The sequence below is a fragment of the Bacillus cereus group sp. MYBK79-1 genome, assembly GCF_051915365.1.
Taxonomy (GTDB): domain Bacteria; phylum Bacillota; class Bacilli; order Bacillales; family Bacillaceae_G; genus Bacillus_A.
The window spans coordinates 177,516-195,162 of sequence record NZ_JBQAEO010000002.1; the positions used below are offsets into that span (position 1 = coordinate 177,516).

The window sequence follows — 17,647 nt, forward strand, 5'->3', positions numbered from 1 at the left end:
GCCCCGCCTTTCTTTCATAGAAAAAAACTCCTCTTTCCGAAAAAAGAGAAGTTATACTCTGCTACCTGTCTGCCATAGTTCCTTCACCTTTTCAGAGAGAATCGGTGTATCGTCTACAATTATTTTGCTAATTGATGATTTTTGTAATGGTGTTTGTATTTGTTCAATTGGAAGAATATTTCCAACAATAATTAAAACAAACAAAATAATATATACTTCTAAAAATCCGAGGATTGCCCCCGCAAACGCATTGACTTGCTTTAAAACCGGTATTTCTGCAAACATATTTAACAAATTACCAAGTAATGAAAGTGCAATTTTTGTAATAATAAACAATATGATAAACGCAAGTGCTTGATAAAATACTGTCTCAATATTATTTGCATCAATCCATTCTGGAACAGATACGTTTTTATCAAATGGATACGGAATAAATTTCGCAAGTGCTGGCGCTAAATCTTTACAGTACCAGTATGCAACAAGGTATGCGATAATAAAGCTTGTTAACTTTACAAGTTGCAGAATAAACCCTCTGCGTAAGCCGAGGAAAAATCCCATAACAAGCAGTAAAATGATAATAATATCAATCATGTTATTCCATTCCTTTTTTTGTCATACTTTCTTTCAATTTCTCATGTTCTTCTTTTAATTTTATGTAATCGTGTATGACGTTTACCGCCGTCAATACCGCTAGTCTACTCGTGTCAAGCGAAGGATTCTTGGCATTGAGTTCGCGCATTTTATCATCCACAATCGCTGCTACCATGCGGATATGACTTGTACTTTCATCGCCAACAACTGAATATTGTTGACCATAGATTTCTACATTAATTCGACTTTTCTTTCCCTTTTGTTGTGACAACTCACCGGCCTCCAATCACGTACAGAATCCTAAAGTTTATCATACCATGAACCTTCATAATATGGAAACAGAAAGAACAATCCGATATGATAAAAATAACAATATAAAAAAGGAGTGACCATCTTGTCAAATTCTATCGTAATACAAACAAGTTCTACAGTAATTGAAGACATGAAACAACAATATAAACAAGCGCTTAGCCCAAAAACCCCACAAGGCGGAATCTTCATGGCAAAGGTGCCATCTTGCACGATTACAGCTTATAAATCTGGAAAAGTAATGTTCCAAGGAGGCCGTGCTGAAGCAGAAGCTTCTCGTTGGCAAACTGTCTCTCAAACACCGAAAACAGCTGTAAAAAAATCTGTCGATTCACACCGTTATGCACCCCCTGCTTCCATCGGTACAATGTCTATCGTAGGGTCAGATGAAGTTGGTACTGGTGATTTCTTCGGACCGATGACAGTCGTTGCTGTATATGTGGACGCGAAGCAAATTCCACTTTTAAAAGAACTTGGTGTAAAAGACTCTAAAAACTTAAATGACGATCAAATTTCTGCCATTGCGAAACAACTTCTACACGTTGTTCCTTACAGCTCTCTTGTCCTTCATAACGAAAAATATAACGAACTATTTGATAAAGGAAACAACCAAGGTAAGTTAAAAGCTTTACTACATAATAAAGCTATTACAAACTTATTAGCAAAAATCGCACCTACAAAACCTGAAGGCGTCTTAATCGATCAATTCACACAACCTGATACATACTACAAATACTTAGCAAAACAAAAGCAGGTACAGCGTGAAAATGTTTACTTCGCGACGAAAGGTGAAAGCGTCCATTTAGCGGTAGCTGCTGCTTCTATTTTAGCTCGTTACTCATTCGTAAAACAGTTTGACGAACTAAGCAAAAAAGCTGGTATGCCACTTCCAAAAGGAGCTGGTAAACAAGTTGATATCGCCGCTGCTAAATTAATTCAAAAACTTGGTGAAGAAAGATTACCTGAGTTTGTGAAAATGCATTTCGCTAATAGGGAGAAGGCGCTTCGCTTATTAAAATAGTATCGACAAAAACAGGAGCCTACAAACTCCTGTTTTTTGTTTCACTCTACTATTAACCTTATATTTTTGTTACAATTAAAATATACAGATTATTCTAACACAGGAGGAGATTCCCATTGCTACTTCTACAAATGATTCTAAATATTTTACTAGGTGATCCACACGAAAGACAGTTTGAAATTAGAGAAAACATTCAGCTACTAAGTGAGCAACGAGAGTTCAACGATTTAATAGAGCGTTACGGCCGGTCTTTCTTATTAAACTTTCGGATTCGAAGATTTATCGGAAAACACGATGCCCGCTTGTTAATACATAATCCAGCAAAACTACAACACTTCTGTGAGGAACTTGAATTTATGATTAGAAGAAAAGGATTGTTTACATAAGGAGGGAGTTCATATGAACGCTGTAAAAGTTAAAAAGTTATTATATGTTTTCGTACATCTCGTAGGCCCACTTTCTTACCTCACTATTTCTACCATTTGGGGAGCTTTTTTCACTACTAAATCCACATTCGAAAATTTATCTGATAGTCTTGGTGTGATGGCCATCTATTACGTGCTCATGAGCTTAATGTGGTTTTTCTATTTAGATCGATTAGACAAAGATGTAGATAAAATTACAAAAGAAATTAATGATAATAAGGTGTAATACATATAAAAAAGGAGAGCCGCCAAGACTCTCCTTTTTTATGTCAACTTCTTTTCTGCTTCTTATTTGATGAAGATACTTTATGAGAACCTGTTTCATGCGTCGTCGTTCCTTGTCCTTCTACTTCTGGAGAACCTAGGCTTGCTCTTGAATGATCTTTTTTCACTTTTTTACTCATTTATATTCACCCCTTCGCATTACTTTTTGCTATGAGGTAATAAACTATGCAAAATAAAAAGCGAGAGGAAACCCTCTCGCTTTTTTCATATTTTAGAATTCAGAAGAACCTGGAGTTCTTGGGAATGGAATTACGTCACGGATGTTAGCCATGCCAGTGATGTACATTAGGAAGCGCTCGAAACCTAGGCCGAATCCAGCATGTTTTGTACCGCCGTATTTTCTAAGTTCTAAGTACCACCAGTAGTCCTCTTCGTTCATACCTAGTTCTTTAATTCTGTCTACTAAAACGTCCATTCTTTCTTCACGTTGGCTTCCGCCGATTAATTCGCCGATGCCAGGAACTAGAAGGTCAGTAGCAGCTACTGTTTTTCCATCTTCATTCATACGCATGTAGAACGCTTTAATGTCTTTCGGATAGTCAGTTACGAATACAGGGCGTTTGAAGATTTCTTCTGATAAGTATCTTTCGTGCTCTGTTTGTAAGTCAATACCCCATTCTACTGGGTATTTGAAGTCAGCGCCTGACTCTTGAAGCACTTTAATTGCTTCTGTATATGTGATACGACCGAAGTCAGAGTTGATTACGTTATTCATGCGCTCTAGAACTGTTTTATCAACGAAGCTGTTGAAGAATTCCATTTCTTCTGGTGCATGCTCTAGTACGTATTTCATTGCATATTTCAGCATATCTTCTGTAAGATCCATTACATCGCCTAATTCAGCGAATGCAATCTCCGGCTCAACCATCCAGAACTCAGCAGCGTGGCGAGTTGTGTTTGAGTTTTCCGCACGGAATGTAGGTCCGAATGTGTATACGTCACGGAATGCTAATGCATAAGCTTCAGCGTTCAGCTGTCCACTTACTGTTAAGTTTGTTTCTTTACCGAAGAAGTCTTTTGATTCATCAACTTGTCCGTCTTCACCTTTTGGTACGTTGTTTAAATCTTGCGTTGTTACACGGAACATTTCGCCTGCACCTTCTGTATCACTACCAGTAATGATTGGTGTGTGAACATGTACGAATCCACGCTCTTGGAAGAACTGGTGAATCGCAAACGCTGCGACAGAACGTACACGGAACGTTGCAGAGAATGCATTTGTTCTTGGACGTAAGTGAGCGATTGTACGTAAGTATTCAAACGTGTGACGTTTCTTTTGAAGTGGGTAATCAGAATCTGATAAGCCCTCGATATCAATTTTTTCTGCTTTAATTTCAAATGGTTGCTTCGCTCCAGGCGTTGCAATTACTGTACCTTCTACTTTAACTGAAGAGCTAAGTGGAAGTTTTGCAATTTCTTTGAAGTTTTCTAACTCTGTATCGAAAACGATTTGAACGCTTTTGAAGAAGCTACCGTCGTTTAATTCGATGAAACCAAATGCTTTTGAATCACGTAAGTTACGAATCCACCCTGATACTTGTACTGTTTGACCTGCGTATTTATCTGTATCTCTATACAGACTTTTTACTAATGTGTTTTCCATAGTGAAATTCTCCTTTGCTGATATATTTAAATACAAAAAAACCTTTCATCCATAAAGGGACGAAAGGTTAAACTTCGCGGTACCACCCAATTTGTCATAAAGACCAACTTTAACTCGTATGTAATACATACTTCCCGGTTTGTAACAGGCCGGATTCCCGTCTAAGTCTACTCTTGAATATAAGTTTCAATTTCGGTTAGCAACTCCAAGGTGTTCTTCACATATACCGCCTCATCAGGCTCTCACCGTCCCTGACTCGCTTTGGATTATAGTATATACTACTTTTCCTTATCATCGTCTTTCATTTTGTTAAACTAAAATTAATGTACTACATTCGAGAGAAAGATGCAAGATACCTTAATATTTATCGGCGATTTTTATCATATATCGACAATCGTGCCATAAAAAAATTGCCGGACTGAATCCGGCAATCTTGTATTACTTACGTAACTCCGCACCAAATTTCTCTTCTACCGTTGTTAATACACGGTTATGTGCTTCTGTTACTTCTTCGTCTGTTAACGTACGTTCTGCATCAAAGTAGGTCATAGAGAATGCAAGTGATTTCTTACCTTCTTCCATTTTTTCACCTTCGTATAAGTCGAATAACGTTACGTCTTTCAGAAGTTCTCCACCAGCTTCAGCAATGACTTGCTTCATTTCGCCAGCTTTTGTTTCTTTCGTTACGACAACAGCCATATCACGTGTCATAGATGGGAAACGTGGAATTGCTGCGTAGTAAGTTTCTTCTGCGTCTGCACCGAATACTTTTACAAGAGATAGTTCGAATACGAATGTATTTTTTACATCTAATTGTTTTTCTGCTTCTGGGTGCAATTGACCGATGAAACCAATTACTTCGCCATCTAATACGATGTCAGCTGTACGACCTGGGTGCATACCTTCACGTTTTGCTGGTGCATATGTGATTTGGTTTGCAACGCCAAGTACGTCGAATAATCCTTCTAGTACACCTTTCACAACGAAGAAGTCTACTACTTTCTTCTCACCTTGCCATGCATGGTGAAGAGCAAGACCTGTCATAACACCTGCAAGATGTTGTTCTTCTTTCGGAAGTTCTCCTGCTTCTGTTGGTAAGAAGATAGAACCTACTTCGTATAAAGCAACGCTATCGTTTTTACGTGCAACATTGTATGAAACTGCTTCTAACAATTGTGGCACTAAGCTTAAACGAAGTTGGCTACGCTCTTCACTCATTGGAAGTGCAAGGTTTACAGGCGCCTTTTCGTTAGGCTCAACCATATATTGTTTCGCTTTGTCAGCGCTTGTTAATGAATATGTGATTGCTTCATATAAACCAGCACCTTCTAAGAAGCGACGTACTCTACGACGTTTCGTTTGTGCTGCTGTTAATTTACCACGAGTCATCGTTCCAGAAGGCAATGTAACTGGAATGTGATCATAACCGTATAGACGGCCCACTTCTTCGACTAAGTCTTCTGAAATTGTAATATCAGGACGACGTGCTGGTACATTCACATGGAATGTTCCTTCTACTTCTGTGAATGGGAACTTCAAGTTTGTGAACATCGTACCCATTTCACTTGCAGAAATATCTGTACCTAATACACGGTTTACTTTTTCAGCAGTAACAGATACTGTACGCTCTTGTACTTGTAAGTTGTCAGCTTCTACTACACCTTCAAGTGCTTCTCCGCCAGCGTATTTCGCCATTAAAGCAGCTGCGTGTTGAATGGCTTCAAATGTACGTGTTGGGTCGATTCCTTTTTCAAAACGTGCACTTGATTCACTACGAAGACCTAAGTCTTTTGATGTACGGCGCACTGTTTGACCTGCAAAGTATGCAGACTCGATTAAAACGTTCACTGTCTCATTTGTAACTTCAGAATCCGCTCCGCCCATTACACCAGCAACAGCTAAAGCTTTTGTTCCGTTTGTAATTACAAGGTGGTGGCTTTGTAACGTACGCTCTTGATCATCTAACGTTTCAATTTTTTCGCCTTCTTTTGCAAGACGAACAACGATTTCTTTTGAACCTAATTTATCGTAATCGAATGCATGTAACGGTTGACCGTATTCCATTAAAATGTAGTTAGTAATATCAACTACATTGCTAATTGGACGAATGCCAGCTGCCATAAGGCGCGTTTGCATCCACATTGGTGATGGACCAATCTTTACGTCCTTCACCATTTTTGCAATATATAATGGGTTTTCTTCTTTCGCTTCTACACTTACAGAAATGTAATCAGAAGTTTTTTCTGCTGTTTCTTGTAAGCTGATAGCTGGAAGTTTTACTTCACGGCCATAAATAGCAGCGACTTCATATGCAACACCTAGCATGTTTAAGCAATCTGCACGGTTTGGTGTTAAACCAAGCTCAAGTACTTCATCATGTAAATTTAAAATTTCAAGTGCGTCTGCACCAACTTCAGCGTCACTTGGGAAGATGAAGATACCGTCTGCGTATTCTTTCGCAACTAACTTTCCATCAATGCCAAGCTCTTGAAGCGCACAAACCATACCGTGAGAAGCTTCACCGCGTAGTTTTGCTTTTTTAATTTTGAAGTTTCCAGGAAGTACAGCGCCAACTTTTGCAACTGGTACTTTTAAACCTTTTGCAATGTTAGCAGCTCCACAAATAATTTGAACTGGCTCTTCTTCACCGATATCGATTAAGCATTTGCTTAACTTATCAGCTTCTGGGTGTTTTTCACATTCTAATACGTGACCTACTACAACACCTTTTACACCTTTATTTAATACTTCAACACCTTCTACTTCAATACCACTTTTCGTGATTTTGTCTGCTAGTTCTTGTGCTGTTACATCTTTAATATCTACATACTCTTGTAACCAACGATATGATACGAACATACTTATCCTCTCCTTCCCTTACGCTCGTTTGAATTGTTGTAAGAAACGTACATCATTTGTATAGAAATGACGAATGTCATCTACGCCGTATTTCAACATTGCGATACGCTCTGCGCCCATACCGAATGCGAAACCTTGATATTCTTTTGAATCATAACCAGCCATTTCAAGTACGTTCGGGTGAACCATACCTGCGCCTAAAATTTCGATCCAACCAGTTCCTTTACAAGTGCCGCAACCTTTGCCGTGACACATCATACAAGAAATATCCATCTCTACAGATGGCTCTGTGAATGGGAAGAAACTTGGACGAAGACGGATTTCACGATCTTCACCGAACATCTTTTTCACGAATACTTGCAGTGTACCTTTTAAGTCACTCATACGAATGTTTTTATCAATTACAAGACCTTCAATTTGCATGAACTGGTGTGAATGCGTCGCATCATCATCATCGCGGCGATACACTTTACCAGGACAAATAATTTTAATTGGGCCTTTTTCTTTATTATTTTCCATCGTACGTGCTTGCACAGAAGATGTATGTGTACGTAGTAACGTTTCTTCTGTAATGTAGAATGTATCTTGCATATCACGCGCTGGGTGATCTTTCGGTAAGTTTAATGCTTCGAAGTTGTAGTAGTCTTTTTCTACTTCTGTTCCTTCAGCTACTTCATAACCCATACCGATGAATACATCTTCAATTTGCTCAACAACAGCTGTTAACGGATGGTGACAACCTGTTTCAACAGGACGACCTGGTAATGTAACATCAATTGTTTCAGTAGCTAATTTCGCTTCAATTACTGCTTTTTCTAAGTTACCAATTTTGTCGTCTAAACGCGTTTGAATTGCTTCACGTACTTCATTTACTAATGCTCCCATACGTGGACGCTCTTCTGCTGATAATTTTCCCATGCCGCGTAATACTTCTGTAATTGGACCTTTTTTCCCTAAATACGCTACGCGTACGTCGTTTAAGCCCTTTAGCTCTTTCGCTTCTTCAATAAGCTCTAACGCTTTTTGCTTTAGCTCTTTTAAACGTGCTTCCATTTGGAACCCTCCTAATTTTAAAAATAAAAAAACCTCGCTCCCAAAAAGGGACGAGGTAAATTCGCGGTACCACCCTAAATTGACAGACCAGGTCTGCCCACTCATTAGTTATAACGATCAATTCTGACCGGAACGCCTTTACATATATATGGTCCTGGCGTCAACTCAAGAGGTGAATTCACTTCCGTCTACCATAAGAATGCTTTCAGTCTAAGGCATTCTCTCCCTATATGGCGATTTTGTAAGTTACTCTTCTCTATCAACGTTTTTCGTTATTTAACTTTTAATATAATATACTTCAACTTATTATAAGAAGTTTTTTATTTGTTCGCAACTGGGCTTTGTAAATAATACGTTAAAATCCCTGCTGCAACCGCAACATTTAATGATTCTGCCCCGCCGTAAATCGGAATATACAAGTTTTGATCACTTTTTGCAAGAATTTCTTGGCTTACGCCGCTTCCTTCATTTCCTACAATTAATGCAAAACTACCAGCTGGTGTTACTTCACCATACGGAACCCCATTTTCAAGAGCTGTTCCATATACAGGAACGTTATTTTCTTTTAACTTGTCTACCCATTCTTCTAAGTTACCTTTGACAACTGGTAAATGGAAAATAGAACCTTGTGTAGAGCGAAGCACTTTACTATTATATGCATCAACGCATCCTTCTCCAAGCACAACGGCATGAATACCAGCTGCATCAGCTGTACGAATAATTGTCCCTAAGTTGCCTGGGTCTTGAAGACCATCTAATAAAAGAAACTTCCCATCAGCAAGAGCTACTGCACTCTCGTGTTTCTCACAAACAGCAAATACCCCTTGCGTCGTTTCTGTTTCACGAAGTACTTTTACGATTGCTTCAGGTACGATATACATTTCCACATCATTAACTGTCCAATCTTTCGGAAGATCTGTCTGATCAGAAACGATAAGTTCTGTTACAACTCCTGCTTTTAAAGCTTCCTCCACTAAGTGGAATCCTTCTACAAAAAATAAACCTTTTTTATCGCGCTCTTTTTTCGTCTGCAGCTTTTTCCACTGCTTCACACGCGGATTTTGCACTGAATCAATGTTTTTCATAATATGTATTTCCCTCTCTTCTTGTCTTATCATTATAGCCTATTTTTCATACATATTTACATAAAAAAGAACAAAAACTAACGTCAGTTTCAATTCTGAAGAAGAGGTGAAGATAATGAGTTTTAATTTACGCGGTGCTGTATTAGCGAATGTATCTGGAAATTCACAAGATCAATTACAAGAAACGATTGTCGATGCAATTCAAAGCGGTGAAGAAAAAATGCTTCCAGGTCTTGGCGTTTTATTCGAAGTCATTTGGAAAAATGCTGATGAAAATGAAAAACACGAAATGTTAGGAACACTGGAGCAAGGTTTAAAAAAATAAACAATAAAAGGTCACCTTAGAAAAAAACTAAGGTGACCTTTTATGTCTATAAAATTTTTCTTCTCCTAAACATTTCTACTTTACTAACGCTATCCCTATGGAGTACAATGTTCAAAATACATTTAAACCGATCGATTTTCTTATAGACACCATTAGATAAAAAGGAGTGAATGTTTTATGCAACGTATTACGCTTGAACAAGTTTTTAAACATCACATTACACAAAAATATGTAAACCGTTCTGGAATGGTCCACGCGATTGCTGTCGCTTACCATGCGTTTCACTTAGCGAAAAAGCATCATGCCTCAGTCGATGCTGCAACAAAAGCTGGTTTCCTTCATGATATCGGACATCACACATGGTACAGTGAGGGAGAATGGGACTATGACTTGTACAAAAAGAATGATATACATGCGATTAAAGGAGCAGAAAGAGCTCATAAATTGCTTATTAGATTAGGAGAACATCCGAAACTAGCAAAAGAAATTTCTATTGCGATTCTTCTTCATACAGATTCTTTCTTAGTACAGCAAGAAATTGAAAGAACATCTCTTCAAAACATTATTAAATGGGCAGACGAAGCAGATGAAGAACCGGGCGGAGCGCACCATTATAGAACAATTTCTTATGAAAAAGCATTAAAAGCTATTCAGCAGTTAGATCGATTAGTAGAGCGTGAATTGCAAATAGAGCAATTAAAATCGAATAACAAGGCAGAACATAGTTATCAATGAGAGAGAGGCATCACTATAGGGTGATACCTCTTTTATTATTTTATGGAAAATACACCTTTATATGTAATATTTAAATGTTACATATAAAAATAAAATACTTTATAATTAAATATACAAATATAAAGAGGTGATTTTACAAATGCAACCCGCTACACAACTTTCTAATGAACAGAAATACTCTATGTCATGGGGACAATTTATTAGCTCCGTTTTATTCGCTTTTTTCGGAACTGGACTTATTACTGTGTTCCTCGCAATGCCCTTAACAATTTATACAGCCGGTCTTACAGATAAAAAACAAATCGCCCTGTATGAATCTATTGTAAATACCGCAAGTATCGGATTACAACTAGCCGTATTGTTATTCTTCATTTTTAAATTTCAACCCGCAAAAAAATTACTATTAAAATCATTTAACTTTAAAGCACTTAAAGAATGGCATACATACGTATACTTACTTCTTTTCTTCGCTATAAACATTTTACTCAATTACATCTTGTTAAATTATATGTTCCAAGACGCAACAAAGCAGCAATCTTTCGCATTAAACTTAGACGTTTTTAAGCAGTATCAAATATTATTACTTCTCGGTTTCGCAATACTTACACCAATTTTTGAAGAGCTTATTTTCCGTGGTTTTATACTTCGCTTCTTCTCAGAGCGCTTTCCCTTTTGGATTGCAGCCATCTTAACAAGCTTCTTCTTCGGTATCGCTCATACATACTCACTTGGGGTAATGGTAATTACTTTCTTCATGGGATTATTAATGGCTATTTTATGCAAGAAAACAAAATCCATTATTCCAGCTATGTTATTTCATATTATGAATAATACCTTATCTTTCTTATAAACTAACCCTTCAACTTATATAATAAAAAGGAGGATTCTTTTGCAATTACACACAAAATTAAATTACCATACTAACATATCATGGTTACACTTCATTGGAGTTTTATTCTTTCTCTTGATATGCCTCCCAATGATAATTGGGATATTTATAGCATTACCTTTTTGGTTATACGAACAAGCTAATCCAAATACAAATAAACTATTACTTGAGTCTATAAGCAGTAGTAGCTATGATTTAGCATCCTTACTATTATTAATCGTATATATTATGAAATACAAGCCAATGAGAACACTAGTATTACCTACCATTAATTTTCAAGTTTTAAAATCTTTTCAAATGTACATATATGTTCTCATTTATTATGCAATTAGCCTTTTTGTAGATATATTTGTATTAGATACATTATTCCCTTTAGCCCTACAAGAACAATCTGATGCATTAGAACTTTCAACACTAGAGCACTATCCGCTCCTCTTGATTCTATCTAGCGGTATTTTGGCACCTATTTTTGAAGAACTTATATGCAGAGGTATTTTTCTTCGTTTTTTTGAAGAAAAGTTTACTTTTTGGCCAGCTGCAATTCTCTCCAGTTTACTTTTCGGTATTGCCCATACATATTCTGTAGGAATTATGGTTAGTGCATTTGTCACTGGAATTTTCGCTTGTTTATTGTACAAACAAACTAAATCCATTGTTCCAGCAATACTATTACATATTTTGACCAATGTAATCGCTTTTTCATCTTAAGCAAGAGGTATCACTACAATACCTCTTTTTTACTCTTTTATAACAACTTCAAACTCTTCTTCCGTTAATACTTTTCGATAATTCGTTTTCCTTTCTCCCTCTTCACCAGAAGTTAGGACAGGTGTCAGTATAACTTTCGTTACACTATCCTCTAGTTTTTCAAATCGCCAATAACACATCATCCATACATTCCTCTTGGACATCTTGAAACGAAGCTAAATGCTTCTGAATAATACTTTTTATAAGTCCGCCGTATTGATCGATAATAAAGTATAATGCTTTTTCATTCTTTTTCCTTAGCTGCATTGCAACGTTATCTTCTGTAATTTTCATATGCACCCTCCTCTCTAACGTTCTCTATATCTATTAATTCGTATCATCACTTCTCATTTCTATCAAATTATACATATTTATTAATAATATCCAAAATAAACCTTATGTAGTAAAATATAACTCATTACATAGAAGGAGATTATATATGTTTAGCTTACTTTGGGTTGTTTATATGCCACTTCTTGTTTTATGTGGATTTTTCGGTGGTATTATTTTAATTGTTACTAGCGTGAAACATCGTAAATTATTTGCTGGTTTAATGGGGCTACTTAGCTTCTCCTTTGTCACACTACCTTTTGTTTTTTGGGGCATGGGAGTGGAGAACAATACAATCCTCCCTATTTCAACTACTTTATATTGGATACTGTTTTCTTTAACTGGGTTATCGGCAGGATTGAGTGGATTACAAGCAAAGATTAAAAGTATACGTAATACGGGATTCATTATTTTTATCGCCGGCATATTAGGGGTTATCTTCTGGGTACTTATGTCTGTAGGGGATTCATTCTATATATAATATTTTATCGGAGATAATACAGAAGTGTTTTAAATATTAACTTGGATGATTTTAGCTCTTACTTTGATGTTATGCCAATTCATCATTGGTATTTTTTAATTATTACTGGTATTAAATGTCGTAAATCACTTACTACTATAGCTGGTTTCATTAGCATATCGCTTATCGTTGTTCCTATCATTTGTATAGGTTCTGGAATAGATTTAGAGGGGATGGTTCCAATTTCAGGAACCTTATATTGGAGTTTCTTCTCTTTAGCTGGACTATTAGCTATTATAAGCGGAAGACAAATATCAAGTATTCGTTCTATGGGGACAATTTTATTTATAACAGGATTGTGCTCCGTAACTGGTTATCATTTTTTATATTTAACTCTTTAACAAGACAAAAAAGCAGGGAAATTAATTCCCTGCTTTTCTATTTGGTTTATTACCTGATGGTAAGAAGAACGATAACACCCAAGCAATCCCTGCGAGTATCGTTGCAATTAAGAAGGCATCGTTAATACCGTTAATTGCAGATAGCTTTGAAATTTGTCCATATAATAGTTGCGTGCTCATCGCGTCTCCTGCTTGCGCTGATCCAGCTAAGGCCGCTAAGCTTTGCCCCATGCCATGTACTTTATCAACTAAAATTGGATTTGTCGTTGTTAACAAATTGCCATAATCTGCTACGTGAGCAGTCGTTTGTTGCGTCATAAGCGTAATTAATATCGCTGTTCCGATTGAACCAGCTACTTGTCTTGACGTATTTTGCGTTGCTGTACCGTGAGAAATTAATTTCATCGGCAGTGCGTTCATACCAGCTGTCATAATTGGCATCATAATGAATGACATACCAATTGAACGTATAATATAATCCATCATAATAACGCCATATGGTGTATCCATCGATAACGTTGTGAATTCATATGTCGCAAACGTTGTAATGGCTAATCCGACAATTGCTAACGGACGAATACCGTACTTATCAAATAGTTTACCTGCAATAGGTCCCATGATCCCCATAATTAATGATCCTGGAAGTAATAATAAACCTGATTCTATCGGTGTGAAACCGCGAATGTTTTGCAGATATACCGGAAGCAATAACATACCTCCGAATAATGCCATCGTAACAATTGCATTAATTACTAAAGTAAAAGTAAATACTGGGTATTTAAACACTTGTAAATCAAGCATTTTATTGTCTGTTGTTAACTCTCTCCAAATAAACAACGCTAAACCAATTACACCGATAACAAGTGAAATAATGACTTCTGCACTAGTCCAACTATTATTTCCAGCTTCACTAAACCCGTACAATAAGCTTCCTAGTCCAATACTTGAACTAACAACACCAAATATATCTAATTTCGTTTTAGACACCGGCTGAGCTAGTGTAAAGAATTTTAAAGATAAGAACGTAATAATTAAACCGATAATAAACATCGCATAGAACATTAAGTTCCAGCTATAGTTTTCAATCACCCAGCCCGTTACAGTTGGCCCGATAGCTGGTGCTAAAATCATCGCTACACCTAGTAATCCCATCGCTGCTCCGCGCTTATGAGGCGGGAATAGTGTCATGAAGATATTCATACCAACTGGCATTAAAATACCTGCACCAACCGCTTGAATCACACGGCCCGTCATCATCATCGTAAAGTTTCCTGAAGTAGCACAAATGATAGATCCTACCGTGAAGAACAACATTGCCGCTACGAATAATTTGCGATACGTAAATCGTGAAACTAAAAAGGCACTAATCGGTACTAAAATACCATTTACAAGCATGAAACCTGTAATTAACCATTGTGCTGTTGAAGTTGATACGTTAAATTCATTCATTAACGGAGGCAATGCAACGTTAATGATTGTTTGGTTTAAAATAGAAACGAACATGCCGAGAATTAATACAGCTACAACTGCTTTTACGTTCACATTCTCTACAGGCGTAGACATTTGCTTTTTCGGCACTTCTTTTTCTTGTTTTACTTCTTCTTGCTTGCCTGTTTCTAACTCAACTACATTAGAAATTTTCGATTCTTGCTCTCGTTCAATTTCTTTCTCTTCTGTTTCTACTTTACTTACTTCTATTTTATTTACGGCTGGGACTTGTTCTTCTCCCACATTCGTTTTTTTCTTTCGTAAAAGACGATTTACAAGGAAGAAGACGATTATACAAAATAGTGCATATCCTACAATTACGATTGAGGACATCTCATCTCCCCCTTACTTATGAATACGAACTGTCACATTCATGCCAGGAACAATATTTACTGATTTGCTATGATCTAAAGAAATTTTAACTGGTACTACTTGTGTTACTTTCGTATAGTTCGCTGTTGCGTTGCTTGATGGTAACATAGAGAATGTGTTCGCTGTTGTTAATCCCACTTGCTCCACTTTTCCTGATAACGTTGTATCTGGGTATGCATCTACATACACATCTACATCTTGACCTTTTTGTACATCGTCAACATCTGTTTCTTCAATGTTTGCTGTTACCCATAAGTTGTTCATATCAAATGCATAAGCAATTGGGCTACCTGCTCCAACGAAAGCATTTGTCGTCGCGTTTGATTGTACAACTGTTGCATTTTGCGGAATTGTTACGTCTACTGTTTGCTCTCCATTTGCTGCCGCTACAGTAACAGCACCTAATTTATCATTCTCGTTGTAGTTCTTTCCTACTTCAGCTTTCCAGTCAGTTAATTTACCTGCTACTGGTGATGCAATCGGAATTACTTTTCCATCAATTTTTGCATTTTCTGTTTTCAAATAATTTTCCGCTTGATTGTAATAGTAATAACCGCCAATACCGCCGCCAACTAGTACAATTAATGTGATAATGTTGATAATCACCATTCTTCGAAACTGATTCATTGCATTCCTCTCCTTATATCGCATATAATTTTTTCTAAACTATTCATGTCCTTATTGTTTAGACTGTTTAATTGTTAATTATATTAACTTTTAAACAAAAAAATCACACCATTTACAGCGTAAACTAAAATATGTCTACCTGCGAGCGGTGCTGATTTCTGAAGGACTATCGTTTATAATTATAAATAATTATTTTGAATCTACAACCAACAATTTACGTATGAAATGTCGCTTAAACAACAATATAATACCATCGTGTTGTTTAAGTGTGAAAAATTAAACGAGGAGAAGCAAAAATGTCTATTAAAAATACAAATGATCCACGTGTAAAGCGGACGAGACAACTCATACAGGATGCTTTTGTCGCTTTAGTAGGCGAAAAAGGGTTTGAAAATGTAACTGTTCAACATATTGCAGAACGTGCTCCTGTAAATCGCGCTACGTTTTATAGCCATTACCATGATAAATATGATTTATTAGACAAAAGCATTGAAGAAATGTTAGAGAAGTTAACGGAAGTAATCAAACCGAAAAATAAAAATAAAGAAGAATTTCAACTTACATTTGATTCACCAAATCCAACCTTTTTAGCTTTATTCGAACATATTGCAGAAAATGTGAACTTCTATAACGTTATGCTTGGTGATAAAGCCGCTGGAAACTACTCTTATAAAATGATGAAAACAATACAAACACATTTAACATTAAGCTTGTCTATTTCACAGCCAGATGATAAAGACCTTATGGTTCCTCGTGATATTTTAATTAGTTATGTGACAGGAGCTCATATCGGGATGATTATGTCATGGTTAAAAAGAGGGATGATTTATACCCCGCATTTTATGGCCATGCAATTAACTCGTTTAATTATTTTAGGAGCTCATACTGCTGCAGGATTAGAAAGACCTTTTTAAAGCAGAAAAAGCGAAGGAGAATCTCCTTCGCTTTTTCTATTAATTAAATGTAATGTTATGTACAGCCTCTTTATCAAGACGTTTAATAACTTCTACAATTAACTTCACTGCATTTTCATAGTCATCACGGTGTAACATTGCCGCATGAGAATGAATGTAGCGTGTCGCAATCGTAATTGCCATAGACGGAATACCATTTACAGAAATGTGAATTGCGCCTGCATCCGTTCCACCGCCCGCTACTGAATCATATTGATACGGGATTTGTAATTCGTCAGCAACATCAACTACAAAGTCACGTAAACCTGTATGTCCAATAACAGAAGCATCATATAAAATGATCTGTGGTCCATCGCCCATTTTACTTTGCGCTTCTTTTGCCGTTACACCTGGCGTATCTCCAGCGATACCAACATCTACTGCGAACGCGATATCTGGTTTAATATAATTCGCAGATGTTTTCGCTCCACGAAGACCAACTTCTTCTTGTACAGTCCCTACGCCGTATACAATGTTTGGATGCTTTTCATCTTTTAATTGTTTTAATACGTCGATTGCAATTGCACAACCAATTCGGTTATCCCATGCTTTTGCAAGTAACATTTTTTCATTTTTCATCACTTGGAATTCAAAGTAAGGTACAACTTGATCTCCTGGTCGTACGCCCCACTCCATTGCCTCCTCTTGGCTAGAAGCACCAATATCGATGAACATGTCTTTAATATCAACTGGCTTTTTACGCGCTTCTGGCGGTAAGATGTGCGGTGGTTTTGAACCAATTACACCTGTTACATCTCCTTTACGTGTTACAATTGTCACGCGCTGCGCAAGCATAACTTGTGACCACCAGCCACCAACTGTTTGGAAACGAAGGAAACCTTTGTCATCAATTTGCGTAATCATAAAGCCAACTTCATCTAAATGACCTGCAACCATAATTTTTGGACCGTTTTCTTCCCCAACTTTTTTCGCAACTAAACTTCCTAAATTATCAGTAGAAAGTTCGTCCGCAAACGGCTCAATATATTTCTTCATTACTTCGCGTGGTTCACGCTCGTTACCCGCAATACCACGTGCATCTGTTAATTCTTTTAGCATTGTCAATGTCGCGTCTAATTTTGTCATTGC

The 17,647-nt window shown here is 36.9% G+C and carries 19 protein-coding genes, 3 pseudogenes and 2 other annotated features; of the genes and pseudogenes, 10 read left to right on the forward strand and 12 right to left on the reverse strand.

What is annotated here, in order from left to right; genetic code table 11:
* Nucleotides 1–51: 51 nt before the first annotated feature.
* The gene (locus ACTFOB_RS05595) at nucleotides 52–591 is read right to left on the reverse strand and encodes a CvpA family protein (protein ID WP_000565411.1); all 540 of its coding nucleotides are present in this window, start codon (nucleotides 589–591) and stop codon (nucleotides 52–54) included.
* A 1-nt stretch (nucleotide 592) separates the two neighbouring features.
* A complete protein-coding gene (gene zapA, locus ACTFOB_RS05600; protein WP_000082701.1) occupies nucleotides 593–862 on the reverse strand; it encodes a cell division protein ZapA in 270 nt (89 codons plus the stop codon).
* Between the two features lie 123 nt (nucleotides 863–985).
* On the opposite strand from zapA, the gene rnhC reads away from it, so the two are divergent.
* The 3 genes from rnhC to ACTFOB_RS05615 all read left to right on the forward strand — a co-directional run bounded on the left by rnhC (nucleotide 986) and on the right by ACTFOB_RS05615 (nucleotide 2,572).
* Complete coding sequence (rnhC, locus tag ACTFOB_RS05605) at nucleotides 986–1,921, forward strand: ribonuclease HIII (RefSeq protein WP_440024947.1); 936 nt, start codon at nucleotides 986–988, stop codon at nucleotides 1,919–1,921.
* Between the two features lie 116 nt (nucleotides 1,922–2,037).
* The gene (locus ACTFOB_RS05610; RefSeq protein ID WP_088315488.1) at nucleotides 2,038–2,307 is read left to right on the forward strand and encodes a hypothetical protein; all 270 of its coding nucleotides are present in this window, start codon (nucleotides 2,038–2,040) and stop codon (nucleotides 2,305–2,307) included.
* A 13-nt stretch (nucleotides 2,308–2,320) separates the two neighbouring features.
* On the forward strand, nucleotides 2,321–2,572 hold the full coding sequence (locus ACTFOB_RS05615; protein WP_440024948.1) for a hypothetical protein: 252 nt from the start codon (nucleotides 2,321–2,323) through the stop codon (nucleotides 2,570–2,572).
* A gap of 43 nt (nucleotides 2,573–2,615) precedes the next feature.
* Here ACTFOB_RS05615 and ACTFOB_RS05620 read toward each other — a convergent pair whose 3' ends face one another.
* From ACTFOB_RS05620 to ACTFOB_RS05640, 5 genes are all read right to left on the reverse strand, one after another.
* Nucleotides 2,616–2,750, reverse strand: a complete 135-nt coding sequence (locus tag ACTFOB_RS05620; protein ID WP_098275892.1) for a YuzL family protein — start codon at nucleotides 2,748–2,750, stop codon at nucleotides 2,616–2,618.
* A gap of 92 nt (nucleotides 2,751–2,842) precedes the next feature.
* Complete coding sequence (gene asnS / locus ACTFOB_RS05625) at nucleotides 2,843–4,234, reverse strand: asparagine--tRNA ligase (RefSeq protein ID WP_000432172.1); 1,392 nt, start codon at nucleotides 4,232–4,234, stop codon at nucleotides 2,843–2,845.
* Between the two features lie 52 nt (nucleotides 4,235–4,286).
* Nucleotides 4,287–4,538: a binding site (T-box leader), on the reverse strand.
* A gap of 134 nt (nucleotides 4,539–4,672) precedes the next feature.
* The gene (pheT, locus tag ACTFOB_RS05630) at nucleotides 4,673–7,093 is read right to left on the reverse strand and encodes a phenylalanine--tRNA ligase subunit beta (RefSeq protein ID WP_440024950.1); all 2,421 of its coding nucleotides are present in this window, start codon (nucleotides 7,091–7,093) and stop codon (nucleotides 4,673–4,675) included.
* Nucleotides 7,094–7,111: 18 nt separating this feature from the next.
* Nucleotides 7,112–8,146, reverse strand: coding sequence for a phenylalanine--tRNA ligase subunit alpha (gene pheS, locus ACTFOB_RS05635; protein ID WP_000388217.1), 1,035 nt, complete (start codon nucleotides 8,144–8,146; stop codon nucleotides 7,112–7,114).
* A 43-nt stretch (nucleotides 8,147–8,189) separates the two neighbouring features.
* Nucleotides 8,190–8,418 (reverse strand) — a binding site (T-box leader).
* Between the two features lie 48 nt (nucleotides 8,419–8,466).
* Nucleotides 8,467–9,264 (reverse strand): TrmH family RNA methyltransferase, encoded by a 798-nt coding sequence (locus ACTFOB_RS05640; RefSeq protein ID WP_440024952.1) that lies wholly within the window; start codon nucleotides 9,262–9,264, stop codon nucleotides 8,467–8,469.
* Between the two features lie 82 nt (nucleotides 9,265–9,346).
* Here ACTFOB_RS05640 and sspI point away from each other — a divergent pair, with 82 nt between their 5' ends.
* The 4 genes from sspI (at nucleotide 9,347) to ACTFOB_RS05660 (ending at nucleotide 11,888) form a co-directional block, all read left to right on the forward strand.
* The gene (gene sspI / locus ACTFOB_RS05645) at nucleotides 9,347–9,556 is read left to right on the forward strand and encodes a small acid-soluble spore protein SspI (protein WP_000009511.1); all 210 of its coding nucleotides are present in this window, start codon (nucleotides 9,347–9,349) and stop codon (nucleotides 9,554–9,556) included.
* Nucleotides 9,557–9,733: 177 nt separating this feature from the next.
* Entirely contained in the window at nucleotides 9,734–10,291 is a 558-nt protein-coding gene (locus ACTFOB_RS05650) for an HD domain-containing protein (protein WP_440024954.1), read from the forward strand.
* Nucleotides 10,292–10,430: 139 nt separating this feature from the next.
* Nucleotides 10,431–11,141 (forward strand): lysostaphin resistance A-like protein, encoded by a 711-nt coding sequence (locus tag ACTFOB_RS05655; RefSeq protein ID WP_440024955.1) that lies wholly within the window; start codon nucleotides 10,431–10,433, stop codon nucleotides 11,139–11,141.
* 39 nt (nucleotides 11,142–11,180) lie between these two features.
* The gene (locus ACTFOB_RS05660) at nucleotides 11,181–11,888 is read left to right on the forward strand and encodes a lysostaphin resistance A-like protein (protein WP_440024956.1); all 708 of its coding nucleotides are present in this window, start codon (nucleotides 11,181–11,183) and stop codon (nucleotides 11,886–11,888) included.
* Nucleotides 11,889–11,917: 29 nt separating this feature from the next.
* On the opposite strand, the pseudogene ACTFOB_RS05665 reads toward ACTFOB_RS05660, so the two are convergent.
* Both ACTFOB_RS05665 and ACTFOB_RS05670 read right to left on the reverse strand, forming a co-directional pair.
* Nucleotides 11,918–12,061, reverse strand: a pseudogene (locus ACTFOB_RS05665) (DUF4179 domain-containing protein); the annotation flags it as partial.
* Nucleotides 12,051–12,221, reverse strand: a pseudogene (locus tag ACTFOB_RS05670) (sigma-70 family RNA polymerase sigma factor); the annotation flags it as partial. The pseudogenes ACTFOB_RS05665 and ACTFOB_RS05670, both read right to left, overlap by 11 nt.
* Nucleotides 12,222–12,366: 145 nt before the next feature.
* Between ACTFOB_RS05670 and ACTFOB_RS05675 the strand changes: the two are divergent.
* Together ACTFOB_RS05675 and ACTFOB_RS05680 are read left to right on the forward strand one after the other, a co-directional pair.
* Nucleotides 12,367–12,738 carry a DNA-binding protein gene (locus ACTFOB_RS05675; RefSeq protein WP_440024957.1) on the forward strand — a complete coding sequence of 124 codons (372 nt, stop codon included), beginning with the start codon at nucleotides 12,367–12,369 and terminating at the stop codon, nucleotides 12,736–12,738.
* Between the two features lie 45 nt (nucleotides 12,739–12,783).
* Nucleotides 12,784–13,118 (forward strand): annotated as a pseudogene (locus tag ACTFOB_RS05680) (ammonia permease).
* Nucleotides 13,119–13,139: 21 nt separating this feature from the next.
* On the opposite strand, the gene ACTFOB_RS05685 reads toward ACTFOB_RS05680, so the two are convergent.
* On the reverse strand, nucleotides 13,140–14,939 hold the full coding sequence (locus ACTFOB_RS05685; RefSeq protein ID WP_440024959.1) for a DHA2 family efflux MFS transporter permease subunit: 1,800 nt from the start codon (nucleotides 14,937–14,939) through the stop codon (nucleotides 13,140–13,142).
* A gap of 12 nt (nucleotides 14,940–14,951) precedes the next feature.
* Nucleotides 14,952–15,605: an HlyD family secretion protein gene (locus tag ACTFOB_RS05690; RefSeq protein ID WP_071710402.1), complete on the reverse strand. Its 654-nt coding sequence runs from the start codon at nucleotides 15,603–15,605 to the stop codon at nucleotides 14,952–14,954.
* A gap of 296 nt (nucleotides 15,606–15,901) precedes the next feature.
* Between ACTFOB_RS05690 and ACTFOB_RS05695 the strand changes: the two genes are divergently transcribed.
* The gene (locus ACTFOB_RS05695) at nucleotides 15,902–16,519 is read left to right on the forward strand and encodes a TetR/AcrR family transcriptional regulator (RefSeq protein ID WP_151633341.1); all 618 of its coding nucleotides are present in this window, start codon (nucleotides 15,902–15,904) and stop codon (nucleotides 16,517–16,519) included.
* Between the two features lie 39 nt (nucleotides 16,520–16,558).
* Here the strand turns inward: ACTFOB_RS05695 and ACTFOB_RS05700 are convergent, their stop codons facing one another.
* Nucleotides 16,559–17,644: a M42 family metallopeptidase gene (locus tag ACTFOB_RS05700; RefSeq protein ID WP_151633339.1), complete on the reverse strand. Its 1,086-nt coding sequence runs from the start codon at nucleotides 17,642–17,644 to the stop codon at nucleotides 16,559–16,561.
* Nucleotides 17,645–17,647 lie beyond the last annotated feature (3 nt).

Bases quoted from the DNA above. Each gene is read 5' to 3' on its own strand.
- ACTFOB_RS05595 (WP_000565411.1), bottom strand. From the start codon at position 591: ATGATTGATATTATTATCATTTTACTGCTTGTTATGGGATTTTTCCTC.
- ACTFOB_RS05615 (WP_440024948.1), top strand. From the start codon at position 2,321: ATGAACGCTGTAAAAGTTAAAAAGTTATTATATGTTTTCGTACATCTC.
- ACTFOB_RS05620 (WP_098275892.1), bottom strand. From the start codon at position 2,750: ATGAGTAAAAAAGTGAAAAAAGATCATTCAAGAGCAAGCCTAGGTTCT.
- asnS (WP_000432172.1), bottom strand. From the start codon at position 4,234: ATGGAAAACACATTAGTAAAAAGTCTGTATAGAGATACAGATAAATAC.
- pheT (WP_440024950.1), bottom strand. From the start codon at position 7,093: ATGTTCGTATCATATCGTTGGTTACAAGAGTATGTAGATATTAAAGAT.
- pheS (WP_000388217.1), bottom strand. From the start codon at position 8,146: ATGGAAGCACGTTTAAAAGAGCTAAAGCAAAAAGCGTTAGAGCTTATT.
- ACTFOB_RS05640 (WP_440024952.1), bottom strand. From the start codon at position 9,264: ATGATAAGACAAGAAGAGAGGGAAATACATATTATGAAAAACATTGAT.
- sspI (WP_000009511.1), top strand. From the start codon at position 9,347: ATGAGTTTTAATTTACGCGGTGCTGTATTAGCGAATGTATCTGGAAAT.
- ACTFOB_RS05650 (WP_440024954.1), top strand. From the start codon at position 9,734: ATGCAACGTATTACGCTTGAACAAGTTTTTAAACATCACATTACACAA.
- ACTFOB_RS05655 (WP_440024955.1), top strand. From the start codon at position 10,431: ATGCAACCCGCTACACAACTTTCTAATGAACAGAAATACTCTATGTCA.
- ACTFOB_RS05675 (WP_440024957.1), top strand. From the start codon at position 12,367: ATGTTTAGCTTACTTTGGGTTGTTTATATGCCACTTCTTGTTTTATGT.
- ACTFOB_RS05685 (WP_440024959.1), bottom strand. From the start codon at position 14,939: ATGTCCTCAATCGTAATTGTAGGATATGCACTATTTTGTATAATCGTC.
- ACTFOB_RS05690 (WP_071710402.1), bottom strand. From the start codon at position 15,605: ATGAATCAGTTTCGAAGAATGGTGATTATCAACATTATCACATTAATT.
- ACTFOB_RS05695 (WP_151633341.1), top strand. From the start codon at position 15,902: ATGTCTATTAAAAATACAAATGATCCACGTGTAAAGCGGACGAGACAA.
- ACTFOB_RS05700 (WP_151633339.1), bottom strand. From the start codon at position 17,644: ATGACAAAATTAGACGCGACATTGACAATGCTAAAAGAATTAACAGAT.